The following is an 18,322-nucleotide window of genomic DNA, read 5'->3' as shown; positions in this document are numbered from 1 at the left end:
GTGGTGAGGTGGCGATAAAATGACCTATCAACAAGGCGTTGAATTTTGGAATATACACCCCAATTTACCTGCCGATAGGGATTATGAGGCGGTGATAAGCGCGTAGCTTGACTCTCCGATGACTTAAGTTCGCATCGGCGAGCCAAGGTGAAATTACTCTGGCGTGTCCTGCTGATCGCGGGTGGCTTTTTGGGCTGATTTTTCAGCTAGGCGCTGCGCTTTAGTGCGCCAGTGGCGGGTGTTATAAATAAATTCAGGCAGTAACTTAGTGAGCCAGGCGACCAGACGCCAGCGCTTAGTGATATAAGCTTTACGTTTGGCCGATTGCATCGCCTTTATCACCTGCCGAGCCACTTCATCCGGCGGCGAGAGCCATAAGCGACTGCGTTGCAGGGCGGCTTTATCGAGCAGTCCCAGTTGCAGATCGGTGATGGTAATGGGCAATTTGAGTCGCTGAGCATGCATACTCAGCCCTTCAAGGTAGTTGCTGGCGTAGGCTTTTGAGGCATGGTAAGCCACACTGGGGCCGCCGCGCAGGCCTGCGATAGAATTGATCGCCGCGAGCTGACCATAACCTTGTTCGGTAAACAGCCTAAAAGCAGTATTACAGACGGCGCTAAAGCCTTGTACATTGACGGTAATAATGTCGGCTTCAGGTTGCCAAGGCAGGGTGGGATCATAGCTATTGAGCCCTGTGTTGACTAATACTAAGTGTACGCTGTCAAGTTGCTGCCAGAGGGTTTCTAGGGTGGTAATGATGGCCGCGGGTTGATCAATTTGCAGCGCCTCAACCCTGACCTTGGTCGGTAAGGATTGCGCAAATTCATTAATTGAGTCAGGATCTTGAGCCAGTAGGACGAGTTCAACATCTTGTTTGGCAAGTTGTTTGGCTATTTCTTGGCTGAGTAGTGAGCTTGCGCCCACAATAATGGCAGTAGCTTGGGTCATTAGGCTATTTCGCAACAAATGGTCGTTCCATGATATGAAGATATCGATCCTAGAACAAGGTGTATCACTTAAGTGAATGACACAAACATGGGTGCTTTCACAATTCTTGGTAAGATAACTGCTTGTGAGATCAGTTATTTGTTGCAATTGAGGTTAGACATATAGACATCCAGATGTCTTGATGTATTATAAGGAGCTAGATAATGAACAAATGGTTAAAACCGCTGTTACCTGTGGCCATGGCGGCCAGTGTGCTAAGTGGCTGTGCGACGCCAAATGCCAGTGTCGAAATTCAAGGCGAAGTGTGGTTTAGAGAGCGTATCGCGCTACCTAGCGATGCGGTATTAACGGTGCAGGTGAAAGATGTCTCTAAGATGGATGCACCAGCGGTGGTGATAGCAGAGTTGCAGCGCAGTGATATTACTACTCCAGCACCGTTTCAGTTTGTGATCCCAAGTGATCAGTTTGAGCCTGGGCATACTTATGCCGTCGGGGCGAAAATTAGTCATAACGATCAGCTGATGTTCATTAATACTCAGGCGTATCCTATCGATCTTGGCTCACAAGAACCCATTTCGGTATTGGTACAGCAGGTCGGCCGATAATCCTGAATGTTTGTTCAGTGCCATAAACTTTGGCACTGACAAAGCGCTAAACAGCCGTTATCGCGCCGATTTCATTATTGTGCACCTTTAAGTGTGCTTAACAAGATTGAAAGAGGCGCGCTATGCCGGTAAAAATTCCCGATAATCTGCCAGCGGCAGAGATCCTTGAATCAGAAAATATTTTCGTCATGTCTGAAACCCGGGCAGCGAATCAAGATATCAGACCCATGAAGGTGCTGATCTTAAATCTGATGCCCAACAAAATTGAAACCGAAACCCAACTGCTGCGCCTGCTGGGCAATACGCCGCTACAAGTCGATGTCGATCTGCTGCGTATTCATGACAAAGCGTCCAAGCATACTTCTATCGATCATATGAATAACTTTTATCGTGATTTTGAAGATGTGCGCCATAAAAATTACGATGGCTTAATCATTACCGGTGCCCCCCTCGGTCAAGTAGAGTTTGAAGATGTTATCTACTGGGAGCATATTTGCGAGATCATCGACTGGTCTCAAGCTCATGTTACCTCGGTATTGTTTTTATGTTGGGCCGCCCATGCCGCGCTCTATCATCTGTATGGTTTACAACGCCAATTGCTGGATAAAAAACGCTCTGGGGTATTTTGTCACCAGCGTACGTCGATTCATTTTCCGCTGCTGCGCGGCTTCGATGAGGAGTTTTTTGCGCCCCATTCGCGCTTTGCCGAGATGAATGTTGAGCAATTAAAGCAACATCCTGAGCTGCAAGTGCTGACCGAATCGGACGAGGCGGGCGCTTATATGGTGCTCAGTCGCAGTAACCGTAATCTGTTTGTGATGGGCCACCCCGAATACCAAAAGTCGACCTTGAATGAGGAGTATCAGCGCGATTTAAACGCTGGACTTAATCCCGACATTCCGCAAAATTATTATCGCGGCGACGATCCTAGCCAAGAGCCCGTCGCTCGCTGGCATGGTCACGGTAGTCTACTGGTGAGTAATTGGCTTAACTACTATGTTTATCAGCTAACCCCCTACAATCTTGAAGATATGAGTGGCATTACGCCATGGGAATCAAGGTAAGCGTGATGACGGCCTCGATAGCAGGAGTTTGTCTGGGCGCGTATTTTGTCATTAACACTTGCCAATGCGGCTCAGAGTTATGGCTGGATTAATAGGCCAGCATGGCGGTTGACCTCGCCATTTTTAGGCGGCAACTTTCTCGTTACTGTGCTTGAGACTCAAGGCGTTACAGGCTATTTTATTTAGACCTTTGACGCGATAATATTGCAAGGCAATTGCGTCATACCGCCTCCTATAGGACGCTCATGTCGACGACTCACAAACGTGTTTTACTCTTGCTTGCCCATCCTTCCCAGCATCGCTCTGAAGTGAATCTGCCACTATTTAAGGCGGCAAGGGCCATTGATGGCGTGACCACTGTCGATCTGTATGGCGAATACCCTACCTTCGATATTGATATTGAGCGCGAGCAGCAGCGACTGATTGAGCACGATATTATTATTTTCCAATTTCCGCTGTACTGGTATTCGACCCCTGCCATTTTAAAAGAGTGGCAAGATTTAGTGCTTGAATATGGTTTTGCGTATGGCGCCGATGGCATTCAGCTTAAGGGTAAAACCTTTTTTTGCGCTCTCAGCGCTGGTGGTAAGGAAGATGCTTATCAAGCGCAAGGTTATAACCATTTCACTGTGCGCCAGTTGTTGGCCCCACTGGAGCAAACCGCCAGCTTGACTGGCATGCATTATCTAGCGCCGCTGGTGCTGTTTGGTGCCCGAACGGCTATCGAAGATGACTTTATGACGCGCCATATACGCCAGTGGCAACGCCTGTTAAAAGCCCTTGTCGAAGATAGAGTCAATTTGCATCAGGCGGCTAAGCTAGACTGTTTAAATCATCATCTGGACACCATTATCGAGGGAGAGGTGCGATGACGGGCTATTTTCTACAGGCGTTTATCTATTTAGTCGCCGCGGTGATCGCCGTGCCCTTAGCTAAACGCTTTGGTTTAGGGTCGGTACTGGGATACCTCATCGCCGGTGTGGTTATTGGCCCTGTGGTCGGGCTCGTGGGTGAAGAAGCCAGCGTTATTCAGCATTTTGCCGAGTTTGGTGTGGTGATGATGCTGTTTGTGGTGGGGTTAGAACTCGAGCCCAAAATGTTGTGGGCGATGCGCCATCGCTTAATGGGACTGGGCGGCTTGCAAGTGGTGTTGACCGCCGCTGCAGTGATGGCGGTTGCGCTCTATTTTGAGGTGCAATGGACCATCGCCTTGACCATAGGCTTAGTGTTTACCCTATCGTCGACCGCGATAGTGTTGCAAACCTTCAATGAGAAAGGGCTGGGGAAAACCGACGGCGGGCGCAGCGCATTTTCGGTGCTACTGTTGCAAGATATCGCGGTGATCCCCATGTTAGCTTTTATCCCATTATTGGCATTGCCTGAGTTGGTGGATAAAGCGCAACAGATAGCGAGCACCGCTGCGCAGCACCATCAAGAGGTGAGTCTGGTTGCTGGCTTGCCCGGTTGGGCTTACGCCTTGGTGATAACCGGGGCCATCGCCCTGTTGGTGATTGGCGGCCATTACTTGAGCCGGCCGCTGTTTCGGTTTGTTGCCAGTTCAGGCTTAAGAGAGATTTTTACCGCCACCGCGCTGATGTTGGTGATTGGCATTGCCGCCTTGATGAGTCTCGTGGGGTTATCGCCGGCTTTAGGGGCCTTTTTAGCCGGCGTAGTCTTAGCCAACAGTGAGTTCCGCCATGAGCTAGAGTCGAGTATCGAGCCTTTTAAAGGCTTGTTATTAGGCTTATTTTTTATCACCGTAGGCGCGGGAGTGAATTTTGCTTGGTTGTGGCAAGAGTTAGGGGTCATTGTCTTGATGACACTGGGCTTGATGCTGCTCAAAGTTTTAGTATTACTGCTGCTGAGCCTGCTGTTTAAGATTAGAAAAAGCGATCGCTGGCTATTTGCTCTGAGCCTTGCTCAAGCGGGGGAGTTTGGCTTCGTATTGGTGAGCTATTCAGTGCAAAATAATGTGCTACCCACCGACTTGGCCCAAACCTTATTACTGGTAGTGGCGCTGAGTATGTTCCTCACACCCGGGTTATTTATCGCCTTCGAAAAGCTCATTTTACCCCGTTACCGCGCAGCGCCAGACGCTCGAGAGGCCGATATTATTGAAGACCGAGGACCGGTGATCATTGCCGGTGTCGGCCGTTTTGGCCAGGTGGTGAACCGCTTATTGACGGCCAACGGGGTTAACACTGTAGTGCTGGATCATCAGATAAGCCAAGTGGATATTCTGCGCAGTATCAATGTGAAAAGCTATTTTGGCGATGCCACTCGCCCTGATCTGCTGCACACCGCAGGTATTGAAGAGGCCTCCTTATTAGTGGTGTCGATGGATAACCCTGAAAGTGCGACCGAGTTAGTGAAATACGTGAAACATGCTTACCCTAAAGTGAAGGTGTTAGCGCGGGCCTTCGACCGCGGTCATGCTTATATGCTGCGCCGCGCGGGCGCGGATTTTATTCAAAAGGAAACCCTTTTATCGGCGTTAGAGCTAGGTGCCGATGCGATGAAATGTTTAGGTTTTCATCCCTTTCACGTTGAGCAGCAGAAAAACACCTTCAAGCGCATCGAAAAACGCAGTTCCGATATCCTCTATCAAGCCTGGTGTGATGACAGCTCAGGTGAGCGATTCGACAATAACTATCGTAAGTTATTTATTGAGCTGGAAGAGACCATTAAAACCGCGATGACGCGAGATAGAAGTGACAAGCACTCTAACAGTGAACGTGGCTGGACACCGCCGCCTAAAGGCTATGAAGAGGTGCTTGATGGCGATGAGCCTATCGACACCTCGGCGGCTAAAGCCGATATCACACCTTAACGGCCGCCGAGGCTGCGAGATGTTCCTTGTGCTCACTTGAGCCGCGCTGTGATTAATGGATTAATCGAGCGCGGCAAGCTGAGGTTGTAGGTGCTCGGGCAGGGCAATATGCAGCTTCTCTTGGGTGAGCGGACAGGTAAAGTCGAGAAAGCAGGCGGTTAATTGCAGGTTAGGATCACCTGCAATGGCATCGCCATGTTGCCTGTCGCCAACCACGGGATAACCTATGCTGGCCATATGGATACGGATCTGATGTTTGCGACCTGTTTCAATGGTCACCTGCACCAGCGAGCGATGATGCTGGGCATCGTATTCGATAAGCTCAGCATGCGAGCGCGCCGCTTTACCATCGACGTCGGTCTCTATCGTTTGGCGCTGCTTGGGAAACTCGCCTTTGACTATGACGCGGTATTGCTTATTCAGTGCGCGATGCTCAAATTGCGCCGCCAGTGCCGCCGTGGTGGTTTTACTGTGACCGATGATCACTAAGCCTGTGGCGGCGCGGTCGAGGCGGTGCACAATAAAAGCCGGGCGTTGAGGGGTAAGGTGGGTTTCGACAAAACGATTAATCGTGGTGTGATCGCTCCATTTTGACCCTTGGCAGAGCATGGCGTAAGGCTTATACCAAATACTGTATTGGCCTTTGTCGAGAATGAGCTGCGCATCGGCAACCGTTTGCGCCAACACCTCTGGATGATAATACAGGTGTAATTCATCACCCACTTTGAGTGCTTTTTTTGCCCGTCGTAGGCGTTGGGTATATTTGCCACGGCTTAGCCACACTGCACCTTTGACCATGGCCTGCTTAATGGTTTGCTTAGACAATCCGCTGTGCGCTGCTAAGAGGCTAACCGCATCGTCATCGGGTTGAGTAATGGTAAGGTGATATTCAGATTTGCTTGGGGTCATGAATTAGGCTATTTGTTGATGGTTGTCGCTATTGTTCTGGCGAGTTTACACTATTTTCGACGAACATGAGAGGCTGACATCGGCCTGATACTGGCTTAAACGGTAGCCATGGTTGTAGTGAAATAGCAAAATAACCATTTTGGCTGCGATTGCATAATTAAGATCGCTTCACGTTTGGTGAATGCGGCAAGGTTAATTATATTTTTAGGCTGAAAACAGGTTTTAGATCAAAGCTTAGGCGCGAAATTACCTTGTTGTTAAGCTGTTAAAAACGTAATCTGAGTATAAGCATAATTTCAGGACGAAAGTGCCACCTTATCGGCCATCAGTCAGGTTCGTTAGGTGATAAAGCGACATGCTCGCACGGCATTCCTTACTCGATAGGGATTAAACCATGCATCTATCCAGATCAAAACCTATTCAACATCCTACTGTCACTGCGGTGCACATCGAACACCTAGCAGCGGTGTTAAAAGCCTTACCCGACCCAACTTTTATCTTGTCGCAAAGTGGCAAATATCTTGGCGTATTTGGCGGCAACGATTCGCGTTACTATCATGATGGTTCTACATTGGTTGGTTTATATCTACATGAACTTATCTCGGCAGATAAAGCACAGTGGTTCCTCGATAAAATAGCGCAAGCGTTACAATCTAATATCTTACTCATTGAAGAGTATGAGCTATCCAATAAAGATGTGTTAGGAGTATCAGACGATGGGCCAGAGCAGCCCATTTGGTTTGAGGGGCGTATCCAACCGCTCGACTTTACAATCGAGGGTGAGGGTGTGGTGCTGTGGGTGGCAAGCAATATTTCTAAGCGACATGAAATGGAGCAGCAACTGCGACAGTACAGCGATACCGACCAACTCACTGGGTTATTTAATCGGCGCAGGTTAGATCGTGATTTAACCCTACATTATGAGCAATGGACACGCCATGGTGTACCTTGCAGTATATTGATGCTCGATCTGGATAATTTAAAGACCATAAATGATACCTTGGGCCACCATATGGGCGACGATATCATCGTTGCCATGGCGGATATTTGCCGCGCACAAGTTAGAAAAACCGACGCGGCTTATCGTTTTGGTGGTGATGAATTTGTATTGGCCTTGCCCTGTCTGAGCGTAAAACAAGCTTTAGCATTTGCCGAGCGATTACATCAATGTGCGCTAACCGAGTTTGCACGGTTGGCGGTGCAGGGCTTGTCGGCATCGGTCAGTATTGGTGTGGCGAGCATGGCGATAAGTGATGCCGGTTATCAAGATTGTCTCAAACGCGCCGACGCCGCTTTGTACCGGGCTAAGGGAGCCGGTAAAAACTGTGTCGTGTTAACGGCGTGATAAGGATTTGCTCAAGGCGGAGCATTACCTGTTTATGTCTGATTTTCCCCCGGACGTGCTTTGACTACAGGGATTGTGATTGCCGCCAAATTACCCTAATGTGCTAATCAACTGTTTAATAACTTATTATGTGCTAATCACCAGATGTAAATTTAACGGCCTCTTCAGCCTGCACACAAGTTAAGGTGTGCGGTGATTTTTGGCTGATTTGTTGATTAACGATACTATTTTCATGAATGATATAAGGGAGACTTAGCCATGCTAGAGGCATTTAAACTCGACAACCAGGTAGCAATTGTGACCGGTGCTGGCGCTGGTATTGGCCGAGCCATTGCGCAGTTATTTGCTCAGGCCGGCGCGGCTGTGGTGGTGAGCGATCTTAAAGCGCAGGCTGCGGCCGATGTGGCACAAACCATCACCACTGCCGGAGGCAAAGCCATCGCAGTTGGGTGTGATGTCACCGATGAAACCGCCCTAACCGAGTTAGTCGACAAGGCCCTAGCCGCCTTCGGTAAAATCACCTTATTGGTTAATAATGCCGGTGGTGGCGGCCCCAAACCATTTGATATGTCGATGGATGAGTTTAACCGAGCGTATCAGCTTAACGTATTTTCAGTATTTAGATTGTGCCAGCTGTGCGCGCCTCATATGGCCGAGGCCAATGGCGGCGCTATTTTAAATATCTCTTCGATGTCGGCGGAGAATAAAAATATCAATATGGCGGCCTATGGTTCATCAAAAGCGGCGCTGAGCCACCTGACGCGTAACATCGCTTTCGATTTAGGGCCCAAGGGCATTAGGGTTAATGCCATCGCCCCTGGCGCCATTAAGACCGATGCCTTAAATAGCGTGTTAACCCCTGAAATTGAGCAGGCTATGCTGAAACATACCCCATTGGCGCGCTTAGGCGAGACTCGTGACATCGCCTATGGTGCACTTTATCTCTGTTCTGGGGCGGCCAGTTGGGTGAGTGGCCAAGTATTAACCATTAGTGGGGGCGGCGTGCAGGAGCTGGATTAGGCACTGACTCTGGCCTTGAGCCATGTGAGGATTTAGCTATCACGCGCTTTGGTGATGAGCGTGTGGTAGCGATTGATCATGAACGCCCCACAGCTTTACTGCGTATACTAACCTTAATACAAATTCACTTGTTCTCTTGTGCGCAGCGGCCTACTGTTAATCGTGATTCTAGGTATTCGCATAAGGGTTTACTCGGTGAAAAGGAGGTTAATATGGATGCACATTTACAGGCAAAAATTCATCATTGGTTAGGGCTAGATGGCGATCCCGCCAGTCACGCCGAGATCCAAGCCTTGCTCGATAGCGGTGACCATAGTGAGCTTGAGCAGCGCTTTAGTGGCCGATTGACCTTCGGCACCGCTGGGATCCGTGGTGTGGTGGGGGCCGGCCCGATGCGAATGAACCGTTTAGTGGTTCAACAAACCTCAAAAGGGGTAGCCGAATACCTTAAAGCACAGGTCAAAGATGCCCCCAGTCGTGGTGTGGTGATCGGTTTTGATGGCCGCCATGATTCCAGTCAGTTTGCCTATGATGCCGCTGCTGTGTTGACTGAAGCTGGGATAAAGGTTTATCTCACTGAAGATGTGGCTCCCACGCCATTAGTGGCGTTTGGTGTACTGCACCTTAAGGCGGCTGCGGGCATAGTGGTCACCGCGAGCCACAATCCGCCACAATACAATGGTTACAAAGTCTACTGGGGCAATGGCGCACAAATTATTCCGCCGCACGACACAGGTATTGCGGCGCGTATCGAACAGGCTGCTCAGCAGCGAGTGTCATTAATGCCGACTCAAGATGCGCTGGCAAGCGAGTTGTTGGTGATGCTCGGCGACGATTTTTATCAGGCTTACCGCAACGGCATTAAACAGGCCAAAGTATTGCAAAACCATACCCAACCCACATTAGTGAGCCTAGCTTATACCGCCATGCATGGCGTCGGCGCTGAGATGGCGGAAACTGTGCTCAAAGATGCTGGCTTTACTCAGGTGTATTCGGTGGCTGCGCAGCGTGAGCCGGATGGCGATTTCCCGACGGTGAATTTTCCTAACCCCGAAGAAGCTGGGGCGATGGATTTGGTGATGGCCGAAGCGCACCAACATAATGCCATGTTAGCGTGCGCCAACGATCCCGACGCCGACCGCTTTGCGGTGGCGGTAAGAAAGCCCGATGCCTCTGCCACTATGACGGCAGCTGAGGCGTATCAAATGCTCACAGGCGATCAAGTGGGGGTGTTGTTAGGGCATTATTTATTGTCTCATGCGCCAGAAAATCAAAGGCTTACCTGCCGCACCATAGTCTCATCCAGTTTGTTATCTAAGGTGAGTGCGGCGATGAACGGTGTGTGTGAAACCACCTTAACCGGCTTTAAATGGTTAACCAATGTGGGCATGGCTAAGCAAACGCCAGACAATCAGTTTTTGTTTGCCTATGAGGAGGCGCTGGGCTACACCATCGGCAGCATGGTGTGGGATAAAGATGGCTTATCGGCCTTAGTGGCCTTTGCTCAATTAACCGCAGATCTCGCCGCCCAAGGGCAAACCATTTGGGACAGGCTCGAAGCTATCTATCGTCAGCACGGATTTTATCTTAATCAGCAGGTCAGTATTGCCCTAGATCAGAGTAAGGTGGGCGGCCCGACTATTGGTGAGCAGTTAAGGGCATTAGCACCGCGTAAGGTTGCCGGCAGAGCCGTGGTATCAACTGATGATATTAGCCTTGGCATGCGTTACTTTGCTGATGGTCAAGAGGAGGTTATAGACTTGCCCCGCAGTGATGTGCTTATTTATCAGCTCGACGATGGCGCTAGGGTCATTGTTCGCCCATCAGGCACCGAACCTAAGGTAAAATGTTATTACGAGGTGGTCGAGTCTATGACGGCAGATGATGATTTACTAAGTGCCCAGCAGAGAGCGCAGGCTCATATGGATGACATTATCAGCGTGCATCAAGCTGAGCTATCGAAGTTGAGGTAACTTATGTGGCTGACAAATAAGGTCAGTTAATGAAGCGGGACATTAACTTAGTTGCTTAGCGTCAGTTGAAGCCACCGAGGATGAACGGTGGCTTTTATCATTTAGGCGACGGGCTAATGTCCGGCCCTTAATGCACCTAATGCAATAGCAAAACAAGACTGAAATGATCGAATAGGTTACCTAATTTAGTGGCTAATTCAATAAAGCGGCTCAATAAAGCCGTTCAATATAGTGAGGTTAACAAAAGCTATTTCAACGAAACTATCTGAATAAAGCTTAGGTTTATCAAGGCTAGGCCAATAAAACGAGACAGTCATCCCTGTGAGTTAAGCCTAAGTGAATTAAGCCCAGAGCAGGGCTTAAGTTACCTTTGATAATACACTTTTGTCAGGTGAATTTACCCCAGATTATGTGCTTGATGAGTTAGGTAAAATACGCTCTAAATGAAAGCAATAGGTATCGTATTGCAGCTGCCAAAGTTGCTTTGACTGTTTTGGGTCAAGGTGCGCAAACGCCAAGCCAACACCATCTTCCATCCCCATTAAAAATAGACATAGCATAGTTAACTCTTCATCCGATCCCGTGGCACCAAAGCGACGAAACTGTCTGATATGGAATGCAATTAAGAACTCTCTATGAAAATCATCTAGAGCGGTAAACTCTGGGATCAGCTCCCACAATCCTTGTAAAGAGTGATAGTTGGTTTCGTAATGCCCGTCGGCTCGACAACGGATTAAAATTTGATAGAAATAATCCCGCCATTGCAGTTGCATATAGGGCTCTGATTCAAAATCGAGGCACATTTGCCTAAGTGACAATAGCCACCTGTCGGCGATGAGATAAAGGATCGACTCTTTATTGGGGAAAAACTCATACAGAGACTTTATATCAATGTTTGCGTGCTGGGCGATCGCATTAGTATTTACAGCATGATAACCATACTGTTGCACCAAAGTTTGGGTACTTTGGATCACCTTTTCTAATAGCGCCAAGGTGCGCTTTTGTTTTGGCTGCTTACGTAATTGCAAGCGTGTTGGCACTGGCAATTCAATCAATGTTAAACCCCCATTAAAAAAGATACTTTATCAGAAAAATCAGATGCTTTCTAAAGTTAATCGCTGTTTTAAAAACTGAACAAAATGAAGATTTGTTATCTTTTTGTAAAAAATATTGAATTTACTGCTTGATATTTGACCATGATCCTATAGTTTATTTCAGTAATTGCTGAAATTAAATATAAGGAGAAATGATGCAATTAGTTAAAACACTGTTAGCTGCGACAACGCTTTGTTTGATGACGGGATGTGGAAGCGATGACACAGAGCAAAGCAATGATAGCCAAGTGGTTGCCGATACCATTTACCAAAACGGTTACATCTATACTGCCGATAGGAATCAATCCGTTGCACAGTCGATAGCGATAAAGGCGGGAGAGATCATCTATGTGGGCGATACTGCAGGAGTCCAAGCGTTTATTGGCGATGAGACAAAGATCAATGAGTTAGAAAATAAAATGATGTTACCTGGGCTGCATGATGCCCATATTCATCCAACCGGCATTGTCGATGTTGATATGTGCGATCTCGGTGTGGAAGAGATGGATTTAGACGGATTAGTTGCCGCACTTAATGGCTGTAAGGCGCAGTATCAATATGGCGATGATGAGCTCATATTTGCCTTGCAGTGGAACTCCTATGTTGGCAACGAGCCGACGGCGAGCTATAAGAATTTGGTTGCCGCGCTCGATGCTATCTCAACGACACAAGCGGTTTACCTTGCTGGCCCCGATGGCCACACGGGCGCCGCTAATAGCTTTGCGCTGGCAAAGGTGAAAAACGATAAGGGCGAAGTGGTTGGCTTAAATAAAGAGACTCTCAAAGGTGAATTTAGCCAATATGCGCCGTTTGTTGGTGTGGATGCGGCGGGTAACCCTAATGGTAATTTGTCGGAATCGGCGCTGCATCTCGTGGGCGTGCCTAATTTTCTCTATCCGTTGCAACAGAACCCTGAAGAGCTGCCAAAAATAGCGCAAAAGCTTAATAAGTATGGCATTACATCGGTGCAAGATGCTTGGGTTGGACCCGATGAATTAGCCCTGTATAAACAGCTCGCCGATGACGGCAACATGACTTTTAGGCTCACAGCAGCGCAAAAATACAGTGTCGCTGAGAATATCAATGCTGGTGTGGTGAACTACGCAGGCTTGATCGCTGACGTGAAAGCGGTGCGTGAAAGTGTAACAAGCTATCCCTACATCAAAGCGGATGCGGTTAAGATCATGATTGACGGAGTGCAGGAGGGAAGCCTGATTGAAGTGCCACCGACCTTACCCACATCGGTGATGATTGACGATTTTAAACAGCCCATTGTTAATTTGAGTCAACTGTCTGATGGTATTGTGACATTAGAGGGATATGTCGACTTAGAAAGTGATCAGTGTAAGGCCGTGAGAAGTCAGCCTGATGATTATAATGATACGGCTGAGGTCGCCGCGTTTATGGCGATCTACTCTTATCATCCCACTCAATGTGCCAAAGAAAAAGGCGAAACATTAGCGGCCAGCGGTGACACCTTTCTGTTTAATGAGAATCATATCGCGCCCATTAATTTCTTAAATACCTTTGTCACTGAATTGGATGCCGCTGATTTTGTGGTGCACATGCATGCGGTGGGAGATGGCGCGGTTCGCTCTGGCATCGATGCTATTGAAATCGCTAAAACCAAAAATAGTTCGAGTAATTTGCCCCATACCATAGCCCATCTTCAGGTGGTGCACCCGGACGATCAGCAACGCTTAGGTGAGCTGGGTATTTACTTGGCTTTCACTTATGGTTGGGCTATCCCTGATTACTTATATGACTTAAGTGTGATGCCATTTTTAGATGAGCTAGATAATCTTGAACCTGCCACCTTGTTCGATGAAAACAACTACTACATACAGGCGACGTATCCAACTAAGACCACAAAAGATGCGGGAGCGGTATTAATTGCCGGGAGTGATGCACCGGTTGATACCAGAGAACCAGTGCCATTTTCACATATGGCGACGGGAATGACGCGCAACGATTTTATTGGCGATGAACTCTATTCACTCAATGCCAATCAGGTGCTTAATGTGCATCAAATGATCGCCGCTTATACCATTAATGGTGCCAAGGCGCTGCGCCAAGATGACATTGTTGGCTCAATCGAAGTGGGTAAAAGAGCGGATCTGGTGATTATTGACCGTAACATTGTTGAGCTGGCTGAAAGCGACGATCCTGAGGCGATTTATGGTGTGTATGACACTCAGGTACTGACAACGGTCTTTGATGGCGAAGTGGTTTATCAAGCCGCCAGCAATGAGTAGGCAATGAGTAAGCGCTATGTTGATAAACTTTAGGGTTTTATTAACATAGCGCTTTTTTACTTATACGCTGTGCCAGTTTAAGACGGCTTAACTTTCCTTATCCCCATATATCTATATTCAGGTGACTACCCTATGATGAATCACGCAGATGTAGCGTGCAGGCATTGCAGGGTGTTTGTTGCTTGTTTATCGACAACAGCGAGTCATCACTACGCGCCAAAAGCTAAGCGTCAATGGCTAAGCCAAGGCTTAGGCTGATAAGACAGAGACAGAGACGGGAGTTGAGATGAAAACAGTGACACGGGCGGCGCAGCAAGTGAGTGGCTTAAGCATTCGCACCACCAATGCGGCAGAGGCCGACAGTCAAACTCAAAAAATTGCGCCTATGTGGCAAGCGTTTATGGCGCAATATGGCGAGCACCTCGGCAATCAGCCGCTCTATGGGGTGTATTATGATTATCAATCGGACATGAACGGTGAGTTTAGCGTTATGGCGGCGGTGGTGAGTGAGGCATTGCCCACTTCGCTGACCAATACAGCGCTTACTAAGGTTACCTTAGCCGCTGGCAATTACCTCTGCTTTAGTGCCAAGGGCGAAATGCCTCATACTGTATTTAAGCTCTGGCAACAGATTTGGACCTATTTTGCCGCCGCAACTTGTCCTTATCAGCGCCAGTACCTGACCGATTTTGAATGTTATACCTCAGGTGAGAGTGTCGATATTTATATCGGTGTCCATGTTGAGGTGTAACTCTTCTCCGTTTATCTTGATGCGGCTCACGGTTTTGATGTTGTGCCGATGGACGCTGAGGTGCGGATTAATGAGTAAAACTTAATGACGCATCTGCAGCCGCTAGTGATGTTTGATGGGCGTTGTAATTTATGTCACGGCGCGGTGACTTTTATTATCGGGCGCGATCCACACAAACAGTTTCGATTTTGCGCTCTACAAAGCGCTGCCGCGCAGGCAATACTGGCGCAAAGTGATGCGACATTATTGCAGCATGACACTGTGTATCTATTTCAACATGATAGGGTATATATCAAGAGTGAGGCGGCGATTGAAATTGCCCAATTATTAGCGGGTCACTGGCCGCTGCTACGTTATGGGCGGTGGCTGCCTTTATGGTTACGTGATGGGATATATGATTTAGTAGCGCGCTATCGTTACCGCTTATTTGGCCAGCGCCCGCTCTGTTTGCTCCCCGATGATGACACCCAAAGCCGCTTCGTTGAGTGAAGCGGTTGTCAGTTAAATATAAGATAGGGCTTATTTCCGGTTTAGCTTAAGGCTAATAGCTGCGGTAAGAATGGGTTATCTTGCTGGGCAATTTCGCGTTGCTCCTCAAGTACCTGCTGCAGAATATCATCTCCGGTTAACGGGTTAGCGAGTACGACTCTAAACACCACCGAGGTGAGCTCAAGATTATCTGCTGGCGTGATTCGGGTGCGCGACACGAACGATTTCCCCTGTTCGCGCTGACGTTTTTGTATAAATTTAGTCAGGCCGTCGAGTAAACCGTTTATCTGGCTTACCTTGTTAAGGTCGCTATCGAGCACCGCCAGTTTAAGCAAACGCTGCACTGTAGCGGGCACATAACGGTAGGTCAGCAAGCAGAGTTCGGGTGCCGACACCAACTGAAAATCCGCTTGCTGCTTAATCAGCTCGGCAAAGTCGCGCGCCTTTTCTAGGCTATTGTTTATCAAAATCTCATAGCCGTCGCGGCCAATCACCTGCAGGCAGGCGTGCACTAACATCGCCATGCCAGGGCGAGAGCCCTCCAGTGTCTGGCTACCTAAATCTTTTGATCCTTTACGTAAAATGTATTCGGCGTGGTGCTTAATGGCATTCGCCAGCTGAGGATCTTTAAACAGCACCATGCCTGCGCCCATAGGGACATACATCTGTTTATGGGCATCGATGGTGACCGAGTCGGCGCGCTCAATTCCGGCTAGTAGGTGACGATATTTGTTGGATAATAAACTCGCGCCGCCCCATGCGGCGTCCACATGAAAATGACACTCAAGCTCTGCGGCTAAATCGGCAAGCGCGTCTAAAGGGTCGATATTGCCGGTTTCTGTGGTGCCAGCCACGCCTACAATCGCCATCACCTTGATATTACGCGCCTTGAGCTCATTCGCTGCGGCGCGCATCTTAGCCACATCGACCTTGTTATCTTTAGCGCAGGGGATTTGAATAATGTTATCGCGGCCGATACCTAAGAGATCGGCGGCTTTACCAAGCGAGTAGTGTCCACGAGTCGACACCAAAATGGCTAAGTCATCATAGCCATAATGGCGCAGCGCGCCCATTAAGCCGCTGGCGGTGACGCCGCGAAAATCCCCATCGGCTTTTAACAAGCGGTTACGGGCAATCCACAGCGCAGTAATATTCGCCACCGTGCCACCAGAGCAAAACGCCCCCAGCGAATGGTTAGCGCTGTGCATCCAATTGTCATAAAAACCATCAGCTTGTCCATATACCATATGGTGCATCATGCCCAGTACTTGGCGCTCTAACGGTGTAAAGGCTTTTGAGGTTTCAATTTTGACGAGGTTTTGATTAAGCCCCACCATCATCTTCGATAGCGGCAGCACAAAGTAGGGCAGTGCCGAGGTCATATGGCCGATAAAGCTTGGCGCCGAGGTGTGCACGCTGTGAGCAATTAAGGTTTGCATCATCTGCTCGGCGTAATCGGACACAAAGCTCGGTGATGCGGGAATTTGGTGCGCCTGAAAATCTTTCTCGATTTCAGTTAAGGGTTTTTCGACGGCGACAATATTTTCTTTTAAGAACCCCATGAGATTTTCAGAGAGATTTTTTTCAATCTGACTCAAGGTCGAGTGGGGGGCTTCTGGCAAGGTGAAAATACGCAGTAATGCTGCTTCAGAGGCCGTTGCTTGTCGTGTCTGTTTAGATGTCATCAAGGTGCATCGCTTCACTGTGACCCGCTCCCTTATTGCTGGGGCGTGGTCAGTCAAAAATGGGAGCTCACTTTACTGTAAGCTTTATAACGCATCAAGCGGAAAAGTTAAATGGCCGTTGTTTATCAGGATAAAGGGATTGAGCCGATCCCGTTATCCTTTATTTGGCTTAGCGGGTGCGATTGGTGTTATATAGCGCGGCAATGCTTACCGAGGTGGAGTATAAATTATGTTTGGCGCTGGCCAACACTTGGTTCAGCGGCATCGCCCTTGGGGTGGTAGAAAAGAGCGCGCAAAAGCCATGATTGAGTAGCACATTGGCATCATCACTGACGCATCCTGCAATGGCAATCACCGGAATGTTCAGCTTATTGGCTTCACGAGCGACGCCCATGGGCGTTTTGCCATGCAGGGTTTGGCTGTCGAGGCGACCTTCACCAGTGATCACCAGATCGGCGCCCTTGAGCGCTTCGGCCAGATCGACCGTTTTCATTACGATATCGATACCGGGTTTGAGTTCACCCTTAAGGTAAGCCAGTACCGCAAAGCCCATGCCGCCAGCAGCGCCCGCTCCCGGGGTATTACGGTGTTCGGTTAACGTGGTTTTGGATGTGATATCGGCAAAATGGGCCAGCGCATTATCGAGGCGTTCAACCATAGTGTCAGTCGCGCCTTTTTGTGGGCCAAAGATAGCCGAGGCTCCCTTATCGCCACACAGTGGGTTGTTAACATCACAGGCGACTTCGATTTGACAGCTACCTAGCAGTGGATGCAATTGGCTGATATCGATAGAGTGCAGCGCTTCAAGCCCAGCGCCACCCACATTGATGGCTTGCCCATGTTTATCGAGCAGATTCACGCCAAGGGCTTGTAGCATTCCCGCGCCCGCATCATTGGTGGCACTGCCGCCTAAGCCAATAATAATATGTTTTATGCCTGCATTTAGGGCGTGACATATCAGTTCGCCAGTGCCATAGCTGGTGGTTAACTGCGGGTTGCGCTGGCCAATAGGGACATGATGTAACCCAGAAGCCGAGGCCATCTCGATAACCGCCGTTTTGGTTTTATTAACACTTGCGCCAATATTTTTGGGACCCAAAATACCGTAGCGAGCCGTGACGGGCTCGCCCAGTGGCCCGATAACGGACAGTTCAATGATCTTGCCGTTTGTCGCATCAACCATAGATTGCACTGTACCTTCGCCGCCGTCCGCGACGGGAACTTTTACATAGTCTGCATTGGGGAGCACTTGGCGAAATCCGCGTTCGATTTCGGTGGCAACTTCCATGGCGCTCAAGCTTTCTTTATACGAATCGGGCGCAATGACTATCTTCATTGAAACATCCTGTGATCT

The 18,322-nt window shown here is 48.7% G+C and carries 15 protein-coding genes; 10 read left to right on the top strand and 5 right to left on the bottom strand.

The window, feature by feature from the left end:
• Positions 1-153: 153 nt before the first annotated feature.
• Positions 154-948, bottom strand: a complete 795-nt coding sequence (locus AC5YBZ_RS11330) for an SDR family NAD(P)-dependent oxidoreductase (protein WP_494521374.1) — start codon at positions 946-948, stop codon at positions 154-156.
• A 203-nt stretch (positions 949-1,151) separates the two neighbouring features.
• Between AC5YBZ_RS11330 and AC5YBZ_RS11325 the strand changes: the two genes are divergently transcribed.
• The 4 genes from AC5YBZ_RS11325 (at position 1,152) to AC5YBZ_RS11310 (ending at position 5,447) form a co-directional block, all read left to right on the top strand.
• Entirely contained in the window at positions 1,152-1,553 is a 402-nt protein-coding gene (locus AC5YBZ_RS11325; RefSeq protein WP_494542918.1) for a YbaY family lipoprotein, read from the top strand.
• 122 nt (positions 1,554-1,675) lie between these two features.
• The gene (gene metA, locus AC5YBZ_RS11320) at positions 1,676-2,617 is read left to right on the top strand and encodes a homoserine O-succinyltransferase MetA (protein WP_494542917.1); all 942 of its coding nucleotides are present in this window, start codon (positions 1,676-1,678) and stop codon (positions 2,615-2,617) included.
• Between the two features lie 245 nt (positions 2,618-2,862).
• Positions 2,863-3,489, top strand: coding sequence for an NAD(P)H-dependent oxidoreductase (locus AC5YBZ_RS11315; protein ID WP_494542916.1), 627 nt, complete (start codon positions 2,863-2,865; stop codon positions 3,487-3,489).
• Positions 3,486-5,447, top strand: a complete 1,962-nt coding sequence (locus AC5YBZ_RS11310) for a monovalent cation:proton antiporter-2 (CPA2) family protein (protein ID WP_494521378.1) — start codon at positions 3,486-3,488, stop codon at positions 5,445-5,447. The genes AC5YBZ_RS11315 and AC5YBZ_RS11310 overlap by 4 nt, the downstream gene beginning before the upstream one ends.
• Positions 5,448-5,507: 60 nt before the next feature.
• Here the strand turns inward: AC5YBZ_RS11310 and AC5YBZ_RS11305 are convergent, their stop codons facing one another.
• Complete coding sequence (locus AC5YBZ_RS11305) at positions 5,508-6,356, bottom strand: RluA family pseudouridine synthase (protein ID WP_494521379.1); 849 nt, start codon at positions 6,354-6,356, stop codon at positions 5,508-5,510.
• Positions 6,357-6,750: 394 nt separating this feature from the next.
• Between AC5YBZ_RS11305 and AC5YBZ_RS11300 the strand changes: the two genes are divergently transcribed.
• From AC5YBZ_RS11300 to AC5YBZ_RS11290, 3 genes are all read left to right on the top strand, one after another.
• On the top strand, positions 6,751-7,701 hold the full coding sequence (locus AC5YBZ_RS11300; protein ID WP_494521380.1) for a GGDEF domain-containing protein: 951 nt from the start codon (positions 6,751-6,753) through the stop codon (positions 7,699-7,701).
• A gap of 258 nt (positions 7,702-7,959) precedes the next feature.
• Positions 7,960-8,721, top strand: a complete 762-nt coding sequence (hdhA, locus tag AC5YBZ_RS11295) for a 7-alpha-hydroxysteroid dehydrogenase (RefSeq protein WP_494521381.1) — start codon at positions 7,960-7,962, stop codon at positions 8,719-8,721.
• 212 nt (positions 8,722-8,933) lie between these two features.
• Complete coding sequence (locus AC5YBZ_RS11290; protein ID WP_494542915.1) at positions 8,934-10,694, top strand: phospho-sugar mutase; 1,761 nt, start codon at positions 8,934-8,936, stop codon at positions 10,692-10,694.
• A gap of 407 nt (positions 10,695-11,101) precedes the next feature.
• On the opposite strand, the gene AC5YBZ_RS11285 is transcribed toward AC5YBZ_RS11290, so the two are convergent.
• Entirely contained in the window at positions 11,102-11,749 is a 648-nt protein-coding gene (locus AC5YBZ_RS11285; RefSeq protein WP_475514343.1) for a TetR/AcrR family transcriptional regulator, read from the bottom strand.
• Between the two features lie 194 nt (positions 11,750-11,943).
• Between AC5YBZ_RS11285 and AC5YBZ_RS11280 the strand changes: the two genes are divergently transcribed.
• The 3 genes from AC5YBZ_RS11280 to AC5YBZ_RS11270 all read left to right on the top strand — a co-directional run bounded on the left by AC5YBZ_RS11280 (position 11,944) and on the right by AC5YBZ_RS11270 (position 15,283).
• Positions 11,944-14,043: an amidohydrolase gene (locus AC5YBZ_RS11280; protein WP_494523704.1), complete on the top strand. Its 2,100-nt coding sequence runs from the start codon at positions 11,944-11,946 to the stop codon at positions 14,041-14,043.
• Between the two features lie 286 nt (positions 14,044-14,329).
• On the top strand, positions 14,330-14,794 hold the full coding sequence (locus AC5YBZ_RS11275; RefSeq protein ID WP_494521384.1) for a GyrI-like domain-containing protein: 465 nt from the start codon (positions 14,330-14,332) through the stop codon (positions 14,792-14,794).
• Between the two features lie 84 nt (positions 14,795-14,878).
• Entirely contained in the window at positions 14,879-15,283 is a 405-nt protein-coding gene (locus tag AC5YBZ_RS11270; RefSeq protein ID WP_494521385.1) for a thiol-disulfide oxidoreductase DCC family protein, read from the top strand.
• A gap of 41 nt (positions 15,284-15,324) precedes the next feature.
• Here AC5YBZ_RS11270 and panP read toward each other — a convergent pair whose 3' ends face one another.
• Together panP and AC5YBZ_RS11260 are read right to left on the bottom strand one after the other, a co-directional pair.
• Positions 15,325-16,968, bottom strand: coding sequence for a pyridoxal-dependent aspartate 1-decarboxylase PanP (panP, locus tag AC5YBZ_RS11265; RefSeq protein ID WP_494521608.1), 1,644 nt, complete (start codon positions 16,966-16,968; stop codon positions 15,325-15,327).
• Between the two features lie 169 nt (positions 16,969-17,137).
• A complete protein-coding gene (locus AC5YBZ_RS11260; RefSeq protein ID WP_494521386.1) occupies positions 17,138-18,304 on the bottom strand; it encodes a glycerate kinase in 1,167 nt (388 codons plus the stop codon).
• Positions 18,305-18,322 lie beyond the last annotated feature (18 nt).

It is taken from the genome of Shewanella sp. 553, from assembly GCF_059338375.1.
The sequence above is the reverse complement of the archived record's forward strand: the minus strand, read 5'-3'. Positions and strand labels throughout refer to the sequence as shown.

Bases quoted from the DNA above. Each gene is read 5' to 3' on its own strand.
- metA (WP_494542917.1), top strand. From the start codon at position 1,676: ATGCCGGTAAAAATTCCCGATAATCTGCCAGCGGCAGAGATCCTTGAA.
- panP (WP_494521608.1), bottom strand. From the start codon at position 16,968: ATGACATCTAAACAGACACGACAAGCAACGGCCTCTGAAGCAGCATTA.
- AC5YBZ_RS11330 (WP_494521374.1), bottom strand. From the start codon at position 948: ATGACCCAAGCTACTGCCATTATTGTGGGCGCAAGCTCACTACTCAGC.
- AC5YBZ_RS11275 (WP_494521384.1), top strand. From the start codon at position 14,330: ATGAAAACAGTGACACGGGCGGCGCAGCAAGTGAGTGGCTTAAGCATT.
- AC5YBZ_RS11315 (WP_494542916.1), top strand. From the start codon at position 2,863: ATGTCGACGACTCACAAACGTGTTTTACTCTTGCTTGCCCATCCTTCC.
- AC5YBZ_RS11310 (WP_494521378.1), top strand. From the start codon at position 3,486: ATGACGGGCTATTTTCTACAGGCGTTTATCTATTTAGTCGCCGCGGTG.
- AC5YBZ_RS11325 (WP_494542918.1), top strand. From the start codon at position 1,152: ATGAACAAATGGTTAAAACCGCTGTTACCTGTGGCCATGGCGGCCAGT.
- AC5YBZ_RS11260 (WP_494521386.1), bottom strand. From the start codon at position 18,304: ATGAAGATAGTCATTGCGCCCGATTCGTATAAAGAAAGCTTGAGCGCC.
- AC5YBZ_RS11290 (WP_494542915.1), top strand. From the start codon at position 8,934: ATGGATGCACATTTACAGGCAAAAATTCATCATTGGTTAGGGCTAGAT.
- AC5YBZ_RS11300 (WP_494521380.1), top strand. From the start codon at position 6,751: ATGCATCTATCCAGATCAAAACCTATTCAACATCCTACTGTCACTGCG.
- AC5YBZ_RS11305 (WP_494521379.1), bottom strand. From the start codon at position 6,356: ATGACCCCAAGCAAATCTGAATATCACCTTACCATTACTCAACCCGAT.
- hdhA (WP_494521381.1), top strand. From the start codon at position 7,960: ATGCTAGAGGCATTTAAACTCGACAACCAGGTAGCAATTGTGACCGGT.
- AC5YBZ_RS11270 (WP_494521385.1), top strand. From the start codon at position 14,879: ATGACGCATCTGCAGCCGCTAGTGATGTTTGATGGGCGTTGTAATTTA.
- AC5YBZ_RS11280 (WP_494523704.1), top strand. From the start codon at position 11,944: ATGCAATTAGTTAAAACACTGTTAGCTGCGACAACGCTTTGTTTGATG.